Here is a 9,286-nt window from a genome sequence, read left to right on the forward strand (position 1 = left end):
GTGGGGGACGGTGAAGCTGCGGGGGGAGCCGGGCGGCGCAGGGACGCAGCGCGGGTGAACAAGTTCATGATTCACGTAGTTACTTCATGAGAGATAGTGCCGCAAGCCTGCTTCACGTCCCGTGGCGGCCCGAACATAACCCACACACATTCACCACGGAATCGGTTCGCGGTGATGATGCCGGAATTCGCCGATATCCGTCAGGGCTCGCGGTGTTCGTGTGCCGCCCGCTCCAATTCCTCCGCCTCCGCCTCGGCCAGCCGTGCCTCCGCCGCCACGTCGATGGAGCGGGTCAGCCACCAGTACAGGGCGCCCGCCACCGGCAGCCCGACGAACAGGGAGATGTCCGCACCGCCGAGCGCGTCGGCGACCGGGCCGGTGTAGAGGGTGCCCACGGCGAAGAACGGCACCATGACGCCGAAGCCCACCAGATAGGCGATGATGCCCTGCCAGCCCCAACGGCCGTAGATTCCATGCGGGTTGAAGATCTCGGCGATGGCGTAGTGACCACGGCGCACGACGTAGTAGTCCATCAGGTTGACCGCGGTCCACGGGATGAACAGATAGAGGACCAGCAGCAGGAAGTTGTTGAAGTTCTCCAGGAAGTTGGAGGTCGCGGCCAGCGCGCCGACCAGGGAGAGCGCCGCGGTCAGCCCGATGGTCACCAGCCGTACGCTCAGCGTCGGACGCACCCGTTTGATCGAGTCGACGGCGCTGATCAAGGTGAGCGAGCCGCCGTACATGTTGAGCGCGGTGACGGAGACCAGGCCCAGCACGGCGAAGAGCAGCACGATCGCGCCGAAGCCGGTGAAGACCTTGTCGCCCGCCGCGTTGATCGACTTGATCGTTTCGAAGTCCTTGCCGGCCCAGGCCGCGAGCAGCGCGCCGAGCACCATCAGCCAGATGCCGCCGAGGGCGGAACCGAAGTAGGTCCAGTAGAAGGTCTTGCGGACGGTCACGTCCGGCGGGAGATAGCGGGAGTAGTCCGAGACGTAGATCGCCCAGCTGATCTGGTAGCCGGCGACCACGCCGAACTGGGCCAGGAACGGCGTCCACTTGAAGGCGCCGAGATCGAAGGAGCCGGCCGGGTAGTGCAGGGTGACCAGGACACCGATGGTGAAGATCCCGAAGACGACCAGGAAGGTGTAGGTCAGGAACTGCTCGGCCTTGTGGATGACGTCGTAGCCGACCAGCGCGATCACCAGGGCGACGACGGTGACCACGACCACCCACAGCTTCACGCCGCCGTGCACGGTGGTGTGCATGGCCTCGCCGGCGAGGATGGTGTTGAAGACGTTGAAGCCCGCGTACTGGACGTAGGCGAACAGCCACACCAGCAGGGCCCCGATGTAGCCGAACTGGGGCCGCGACTGGATCATCTGCGGCAGGCCCAACTGGGGGCCCTGGGCCGAGTGGAAGGCCATGAAGAAGGTGCCCAGGACGGTGCCGGCCACGATCGCGATCAGCGACCAGATGAGGTTGCCGCCCTCGGTGATGCTGATCAGGCCCACGGCGAGGGTGGCGATCTGGGCGTTCGACATGAACCACAGCGGGCCCAGGTGCCACAGCTTGCCGTGGCGCTCGTCGAGCGGAACGTAGTCGATGGAGCGGATCTCCAGCCCCGACACCCGCGGTTGCGATGTTGTGGTCACGGCGCCTCCAGAGTGTTCCATCCACCCCTGTGGCCGGATACCTTCCCTGGAATTGTCTGGCCAAAGGTCGCATTGCCGACCCTTGACCAGACAATCCGCGCTGGTCAGACCGCCGGGCTCGGGAAGGTGGGGTACTCCACCCCGGAGACGTGCTGGACGACCCGGATGACCTGGCAGGAGTAGCCGAACTCGTTGTCGTACCAGAGGTAGAGGATGGCGTTGTCGCCCTCCGCCTTGGTGGCGCCCGCGTCGATGATCGAGGCGTGCCGCGAGCCGATGAAGTCGCTGGAGACCGCGTCGGGGGCGGTGGTGAAGTCGATCTGGCGCCTGAGCGGCGAGGTCAGCGACACCTTGCGCAGGTGGTCGAGGACCTCCTCGCGGTCGGTCTCGCGGGCGAGCTGGAGGTTGAGGATCGCGATCGAGACATCCGGCACCGGGACCCGGATCGAGCTGCCGGTGATCCGCGCCTTGAGGCCGGGCAGCGCCTTGGCGACGGCCGAGGCGGCGCCGGTCTCGGTGATGACCATGTTCAGCGGCGCCGAACGGCCACGGCGGTCGGCCTTGTGGTAGTTGTCCAGCAGGTTCTGGTCGTTGGTGAACGAGTGCACGGTCTCCACGTGGCCGCGCAGCACGCCGTACTCGTCGTCCATCGCCTTCAACGGCGGCACGATCGCGTTGGTGGTGCAGGAGGCGCAGGACAGGATCTGCTCGTCGGGCTTGATCGTGTCGTGGTTGACGCCGTGCACGATGTTCGGGACGTCGCCCTTGCCCGGCGCGGTCAGCACGACCTTGTCGATGCCGGGACGCAGGTGCTGGGACAGCCCCTCGCGGTCGCGCCACTTGCCGGTGTTGTCGATCAGGATCGCGTTGTTGATGCCGTACGCGGTGTAGTCGATCTCGGAGGGGTCGCCCGCGTAGATCACCTTGATCGCGTTGCCGTTGGCGAAGATCGTGCCCGATTCCTCGTCCACGGTGATCGTGCCCTGGAACTGGCCGTGGATGGAGTCCCGGCGCAGCAGCGAGGCCCGCTTGACGAGATCCTCGGGGGCCCGCTCGCCGCCACCGCGCACCACGATCGCGCGCAGCCTGAGGCCGTTGCCGGAGCCGGCCTTCTCGATCAGCAGGCGGGCCACGAGGCGGCCGATGCGGCCGAAGCCGTAGAGGACGACGTCGCGCCCGACGCCTCCCTCGATCTTGTTGGCGCCGGTGGCCCCCGCGACGGCCTCGGCGGTGAACGCCTCCACCGTCAGGCCCCGGTCGTCGTCCTTGTACGTCGCGGCCAGCATGCCGATGTCGATCTGCGAGGGGCCGAGGTCGAGCGTCGTCAGCGCCTTCAGGAACGGCAGGGTCTCGGTGACCGAGAGCTCCTCGCCGGCGATCTGCCGGGCGAAGCGGTGGGTCTTGAGAATGCTCACCACCGACTTGTTCACCAGGGAGCGGCTGTGCAACAGGACGGTGACGTCCCGCTCGCGGTGCAGCTTCCCGATGATCGGGATCATCGACTCCGCGATCTCCTCGCGGGTCTTCCAGTTGGTGAACGAGTCGTCGTTGACAGTCACAGATCCATCTTTCGAGCTAGGCGGCGCTCATATGTTAAACCCCTCGTGTTTCGATACTTCGAACGGGGGTGCCAGGCGGTGAACGAGGAGTGAATCGAGACGATCCGGCTCCCCGTCCGTACCTCACGGTCATGGGGGCCTGCCCGCCCCGCCGACCGCCACCGGAACGATCGAGGGACACCACCATGAACGCAACCGCAGCCATCGGCGTGACCGGCCTGGGGGTCATGGGCCGCAACCTGGCGCGCAACTTCGCCCGCCGCGGGTACACCGTCGCCGTCCACAACCGCACGGCCGGCCGCACGCGCGCGCTGGTGGAGGTGTACGGCGACGAGGGCTCCTTCGTCCCCGCCGAGACGGCCGAGGAGTTCGTCGCCGCCCTCGAGCGCCCCCGCCGCCTGATGATCATGGTGCAGGCGGGTGCCGCCACCGACGCGGTCATCGAGGAGTTCGCCCCGCTCCTGGAGCCCGGCGACATGATCATCGACGGCGGCAACGCACACTTCGCCGACACCCGCCGCCGCGAGGCCGCCCTGCGCGAGCGCGGCCTGCACTTCGTCGGCGCCGGCGTCTCCGGAGGCGAGGAGGGCGCCCTGGAGGGGCCGTCCGTCATGGTCGGCGGCTCGGCGGAGTCGTACGACGTGCTCGGCCCGATGTTCGAGACCATCAGCGCCAAGGTCGGCGGCGAGCCGTGCGCCGCCCACATCGGAAGCGACGGCGCCGGACACTTCGTCAAGATGGTCCACAACGGCATCGAGTACGCCGACATGCAGCTCATCGCCGAGGCGTACGACCTGCTGCGCCAGGTCGCCGGATACACCCCGGCCGAGATCGCGGACGTCTTCCGCCGCTGGAACGCCGGCCGGCTGGGCTCCTACCTGGTCGAGATCACCGCCGAGGTCCTCGCCCACACCGACCCCGAGACCGGCGCCCCCTTCGTCGACGTCGTGGCCGACGCCGCCGGGCAGAAGGGCACCGGCCGCTGGACCGTGCAGACGGCTCTGGACCTCGCCTCCCCGGTCACCGCCATCGCCCAGGCCACCTTCGCCCGTGCCGCCTCCGGCCAGAGCGAACTGCGCGCCGCCTACGCGGGTCTGCCCGGCGGCACCCGGCCCCACCTCAGCCGCACCGAGGCCGAACGCTTCGCCTCCCAGGTCGAGCACGCCCTGTACGCGTCGAAGGTCATCGCCTACGACCAGGGCCTGAAGATGATCCAGGACGCGGCCGCCGAGTACGGCTGGAAGATCGACCTCGGCACCGTCGCCAGGATCTGGCGCGGCGGCTGCATCATCCGCGCCTCCTTCCTCGACCGCATCCGCACCGCGTACGCCGCCGACCGCGAACTGGTCAGCCTGCTGGGCGAGATGGAGTTCGCCATGGAGATCACCGACGCGCAGGTGCCCTGGCGGGAGACCGTCGCCTCCGCCGCCCGCCGTGGCATCCCCGTCCCCGCCTTCTCCGCCGCGCTGGCCCACTACGACACCCTGCGCGCCGACCGCCTGCCCGCCGCCCTCCTGCAGGGCCAGCGCGACTACTTCGGCGCCCACACCTACCGGCGCACCGACCGCCCCGGCGCCTTCCACACCCACTGGGCCGCCCCGAACCGCCCGGAGACCCCCGCCTGACCGACACCGGGCGTGACCCTCGGGCCCAACCGGTCGTTCCCGAGGGCATGATCCACATCAAGCGCGGACTCGGCACGGCCGCCCTGGCGCTCGCCGCCCTGGCGGCCCTGACCGCCCCCGCCGCCCATGCCACCGACAACGTGCCCTGCCACCGCACCACCAAGAAGGACCTCACCGACCCGGCGACCGGGCGTGTGTGGCGGGGCACCGACGTCATGTACTGCAATCTCACCCGCGGTCACGTCCCCGTGTACGCCACCCGCTCGCCGAACGCCCCGATCGTCGGGTACCTCGAACAGGGCGGCGACGCCAACTGGTTCGTCACCGAGATGAAGGGCGAGACCTTCCGCGACGGGGCCGCCGAGAACTACTGGTGGGGCAGCACCATGGCGGACGACGGCCGCTGGGGCTGGGTCCCCGAGGTCTACTTCGCGGGCGGGGAGAACAACGAGGACGACGCGGGCCTGCTCATGCCCGGCGGCCACACCTGCGCCGGCGTCTGCCCGCCCTTGCCGTTCTGGGCCCGCTGAACGGGCCTCGTGGACACCGGGCGACCAGGTGCGGTGGTTCACAGCCGGGGCGCGACCCCGAACCGCGGGCCGAGAGTCGGCTCGTCGCCGCCCGCCAGTTCCGTCACGCGGCGGTGCACCTGCGTCAGATCGTCCAGCAGATCGTGTGTCTCGTCCTTGGGCAGCCGCGCGGTGCGGGCGATCTCCTCCAGGTGGACGGGCATGCCGCCGTGCCGCCGCTGGGCCGCGACGAGGGCCTGGAAGACCTGCTCGTGACGGTCGCTGTTGTCGATCATCGGATTGCTTCCTGTGGGGTACGTCCGGCCCTACGGGTAACCACCCCGCCCAAGGTCATCACATGCCGGTCACTTGATCCTTGACGCCCCCACGCACCCGACCTAGCCTCCCCTGGTCACGTCTGGACACGTCTGGACAGGTAGGTCGACCATGGCAGACCCCTCGGATTCCCCCGACAACAGATCCACGGCCGGCCGGCTCCAGGTGGAGACGCACGGCCTCGACGTCATCGGCGACGCCGAACGCAAGGGCACCCCGCGTACCCTGTTCTGGCCCTGGTTCGGCGCCAACGTCTCGATCCTGGGCCTGAGTTACGGTGCCTTCGCGCTCGGCTTCGGCATCTCCTTCTGGCAGGCGCTGATCGCCGGCGTGATCGGCATCGTCTTCTCCTTCCTGCTGTGCGGCTTCATCGCCGTGGCCGGAAAGCGCGGCTCCGCACCGACGATGGTGCTCAGCCGGGCCGCTTACGGGGTGCGTGGAAACCGTCTGCCCTCGGCGATCTCCTGGGTGCTCACCGTCGGCTGGGAGACCGTGCTGTGCGCGCTCGCCACCATGGCCACCGCCACCGTATTCGGGCGGCTCGGCTGGGGCGGCGGCACCGGGACCAAGGTGGTCGCCCTGGTCCTCGTGGGCGCGCTGACCGTGGTCGGCGGGGTGATGGGCTTCGACCTGATCATGCGGCTGCAGACCCTGATCACCGTCGTCACCGGTGTGCTCACCGTCGTCTACATCGGGCTGGTCGCCGACCACATCCACTGGAACACCGTCAGCGCGATCCCGGCGGGTTCCGCCCAGGAGTTCATCGGCGCGCTGGTGTTCATGATGACCGGCTTCGGCCTGGGCTGGGTCAACGCCGCCGCCGACTACTCCCGCTACCTGCCACGCCGTTCCTCCAGCAGGGGAGTGATCGGCTGGACCACCTTCGGGGCGTCCCTGGCACCCCTGCTCCTGCTGGTCTTCGGGCTGCTGCTGGCCGGCTCGTCCGCCAAGCTGAACACGGCCGTCGCCGCGGACCCCATCGGCGCGCTCACCACCATCCTGCCCACCTGGTTCCTGGTCCCCTTCGCCGTGGTCGCCGTGCTCGGACTGGTCGGCGGCGCGGTCCTCGACATCTACTCCTCCGGCCTCGCCCTGCTCTCGGCGGGCATCCGGATCCCCCGCTATCTGGCCGCCTTCGTCGACGGCGTCCTGATGATCGCGGGCTCCGTCTACATCGTCTTCCTCGCCGACGACTTCCTCGGCCAGTTCATGGGCTTCCTCACCACGCTGGGCGTCCCCATCGCCGCCTGGTGCGGCATCATGCTCGCCGACCTGCTGCTGCGCCGGCGCGACTACGACGAGGGCGACCTCTACCGGCCCTCGGGCCGCTACGGCGACGTACAACCCGTTCCGCTGCTGCTGACCGTCGTCGCCACGGCCCTCGGCTGGGGCCTGGTCACCAACGCGGCCGCGAGCTGGCTCACCTGGCAGGGCTATCTGCTCGACCCCTTCGGCCTCGGCGGCAAGTCCGGCGCCTGGGCCTACGCCAACCTCGGCGTCCTCGCCGCGCTCGCCCTCGGCTTCCTCGGCACACTCGCCCTCGGCCGCGCCCGCGTCCACACCCAGGAGGCACAGGCGCCGAGCCCCACGGACGCGGGGGCCGCCGTATGAGCGCTGGCCTGCTCGCCGTCATCGACATGCAACGCGTCTTCGCCGAACCGGACAGCCCCTGGGCCGCGCCACGCTACGCCGAGGCCGCGGCGGGCGTACGACGCCTGCTGCCGGCCTTCGGCGACCGGGTCACCTTCACCCGCTTCCTGGCCCCCGCGCAACCCGAGGGCGCCTGGCGGTCCTACTACGACCGCTGGCCGTTCGCCCTGCAGCCACCGGATGCCCGACTCTGGTCCCTGACCGAGGACTTCGCCCCTCACGCCCACGACACCCTGGACGCCACGACCTTCGGCAAGTGGGGCCCGGACCTCGCCCGCCGCCTCGCCCCGGCGAGCCGCCTCGTTCTGGCCGGCGTCAGCACCGACTGCTGCGTCCTGTCCACCGCCCTCGCCGCGGCCGACGCGGGAGTGGAGGTCGTGGTGGTCACGGACGCGTGCGCGGGAGCGGACGACACGGCACACGAGCGGGCACTGCGCCTCATGGAGTCCTACGGCCCGTTGATCCGTCTGACCACGGTCACCGAACTGCTCGCGGAGACGGGGTGAGCCGCGGGCCGATCGCCCGTGACCACCGCCGCGTCGCCCTCCTCGGCGGAGGCTTCGGGACGGATGGTCTGCTGGACGGCTGGGTCCTGGGGCATGCGCGCTCCTCCCGGCCGCGCGTCTGCTTCCTGCCCACCGCCAGTGGCGACGCCCCGGCGTACGTGGAGTGGTTCCTCGACGCGTTCGGCACGCGCCGGGACTGCGAGGCGTCCGTACTGCCGTTGTTCCAGCGGGAGTTGGACGATGACGCGTTGCGCGCGCAGGTGCTCGCGCAGGACGTCGTGTACGTCGGCGGGGGCAACACCGCGAACATGCTGGCCGTCTGGCGCGTGCACGGCGTGGACCGTCTGCTCCGGGAGGCCTACGACCAGGGCACGCTGCTGTGCGGCACCAGCGCCGGAGCCAACTGCTGGGCGGAGGCCTCCCACACCGACTCCTTCGGTCCCCTGAGCCACCTCCGGGACGGACTGGGGCTGCTGTCCGGCTCGGTCTGCCCTCACTACGACAGCGAACCTGGCAGGCGCCCCTCCTACCGGGCGGCCGTGGCGGACGGCTCGCTGCCGGGCGGATGGGCGCTGGACGACGGGGTCGGGGCGCTGTTCCTGGACGGCGAGCCGGCGGAAACGGTGTCGGTGGCGCCGGGCGCTCATGTGTACCGGGTGGAGCAGGACGGGCGCGGGGGCGTGCGGGAGCGGGTCGTCGGCGGGCGTTCGCTGGTGTGAGGGGCTTGGCCTGATTCCGGCGGGGCCTGCCACTGTGATCACATTCCCCTGATGTCCCGAGGCCGCCGAGTGCCGGTGGCTCGCCCCGTGGATTCTCCCGGTGGCGGGGAATGGCCTGCTCCGGATCGGGTACGCGACCCGGAGCCGTGCCCGGAGGCGATCTTGTTCCGGGCGTGCCGACGACCGTTGCTACCAGGGGATCTGCCATGGAGACACCTGCCAACGAGAACAACCCCACACCGGCACGGCAGGCGCTCGACGCGCTGGCCGTGAACACCGACGACACGGCGGCGCTGGACGCGCTGGCCGGCAGTGACGTCCTCGTGCCGGTGCCGGACGACGCGAACCAGGACGACGCCACCGACCCCTCGGCCGTGGCGCTGCCCGTCCTGGAGCAGCCCGACGGCGACCCGGTGGTACCCGTCTTCACCTCGGAGGTGGAGATGGCCGAGCTGCTGCCCTTCGTCTCCCGCTACCGCCTGGTCCCGCTGGGCGCCCTCGCGTCCCAGTGGCCGGCCGACGAACTGTCCCTGACGATCGACGCGGGCTCCGAGCACCCGCTGACCCTCACCTCGGAAGGCGTGCGCACCCTGCTCGCGCGGCCCTGAGCTTGGCGTTTAACCTCGCTGGGCTTGGTGCTCCTTGATCGATTCGGCCCGTTTGACAGTCTTGCCAACGTCGTGGCGCCTGGCTCGTTGCTTGTTTTTCGAGCCGGGAGGCCGTCCGGGGC

At 69.9% G+C, this 9,286-nt stretch carries 9 protein-coding genes; 6 read left to right on the forward strand and 3 right to left on the reverse strand.

The features are described 5' to 3' along the window. Nucleotides 1–200: 200 nt before the first annotated feature. Together GRC12_RS37765 and GRC12_RS37770 are read right to left on the reverse strand one after the other, a co-directional pair. The gene (locus GRC12_RS37765; protein WP_308286725.1) at nucleotides 201–1,652 is read right to left on the reverse strand and encodes a purine-cytosine permease family protein; all 1,452 of its coding nucleotides are present in this window, start codon (nucleotides 1,650–1,652) and stop codon (nucleotides 201–203) included. A gap of 104 nt (nucleotides 1,653–1,756) precedes the next feature. Beyond that, nucleotides 1,757–3,211, reverse strand: coding sequence for a glyceraldehyde-3-phosphate dehydrogenase (locus tag GRC12_RS37770; RefSeq protein ID WP_208784756.1), 1,455 nt, complete (start codon nucleotides 3,209–3,211; stop codon nucleotides 1,757–1,759). 185 nt (nucleotides 3,212–3,396) lie between these two features. On the opposite strand from GRC12_RS37770, the gene gndA reads away from it, so the two are divergent. Then, entirely contained in the window at nucleotides 3,397–4,836 is a 1,440-nt protein-coding gene (gene gndA / locus GRC12_RS37775) for an NADP-dependent phosphogluconate dehydrogenase (protein ID WP_208784757.1), read from the forward strand. 47 nt (nucleotides 4,837–4,883) lie between these two features. Then, the gene (locus GRC12_RS37780) at nucleotides 4,884–5,366 is read left to right on the forward strand and encodes a hypothetical protein (protein WP_208784758.1); all 483 of its coding nucleotides are present in this window, start codon (nucleotides 4,884–4,886) and stop codon (nucleotides 5,364–5,366) included. 38 nt (nucleotides 5,367–5,404) lie between these two features. Here GRC12_RS37780 and GRC12_RS37785 read toward each other — a convergent pair whose 3' ends face one another. Beyond that, nucleotides 5,405–5,641 carry a hypothetical protein gene (locus GRC12_RS37785; RefSeq protein ID WP_208784759.1) on the reverse strand — a complete coding sequence of 79 codons (237 nt, stop codon included), beginning with the start codon at nucleotides 5,639–5,641 and terminating at the stop codon, nucleotides 5,405–5,407. A 151-nt stretch (nucleotides 5,642–5,792) separates the two neighbouring features. Here GRC12_RS37785 and GRC12_RS37790 point away from each other — a divergent pair, with 151 nt between their 5' ends. The 4 genes from GRC12_RS37790 to GRC12_RS37805 all read left to right on the forward strand — a co-directional run bounded on the left by GRC12_RS37790 (nucleotide 5,793) and on the right by GRC12_RS37805 (nucleotide 9,164). Next, the gene (locus GRC12_RS37790) at nucleotides 5,793–7,292 is read left to right on the forward strand and encodes a purine-cytosine permease family protein (protein ID WP_208784760.1); all 1,500 of its coding nucleotides are present in this window, start codon (nucleotides 5,793–5,795) and stop codon (nucleotides 7,290–7,292) included. Beyond that, entirely contained in the window at nucleotides 7,289–7,837 is a 549-nt protein-coding gene (locus GRC12_RS37795; protein WP_208784762.1) for a cysteine hydrolase family protein, read from the forward strand. The genes GRC12_RS37790 and GRC12_RS37795 overlap by 4 nt, the downstream gene beginning before the upstream one ends. Further along, nucleotides 7,834–8,556, forward strand: a complete 723-nt coding sequence (locus GRC12_RS37800) for a peptidase E (protein ID WP_308286726.1) — start codon at nucleotides 7,834–7,836, stop codon at nucleotides 8,554–8,556. Before GRC12_RS37795 ends, GRC12_RS37800 begins: the two co-directional genes overlap by 4 nt. A 206-nt stretch (nucleotides 8,557–8,762) precedes the next feature. Next, entirely contained in the window at nucleotides 8,763–9,164 is a 402-nt protein-coding gene (locus tag GRC12_RS37805) for an SseB family protein (protein ID WP_208784765.1), read from the forward strand. Nucleotides 9,165–9,286 lie beyond the last annotated feature (122 nt).

Origin of the sequence: Streptomyces griseorubiginosus, assembly GCF_017614965.1 — a bacterium.
In the GTDB taxonomy this organism is placed as follows: domain Bacteria; phylum Actinomycetota; class Actinomycetes; order Streptomycetales; family Streptomycetaceae; genus Streptomyces; species Streptomyces griseorubiginosus_B.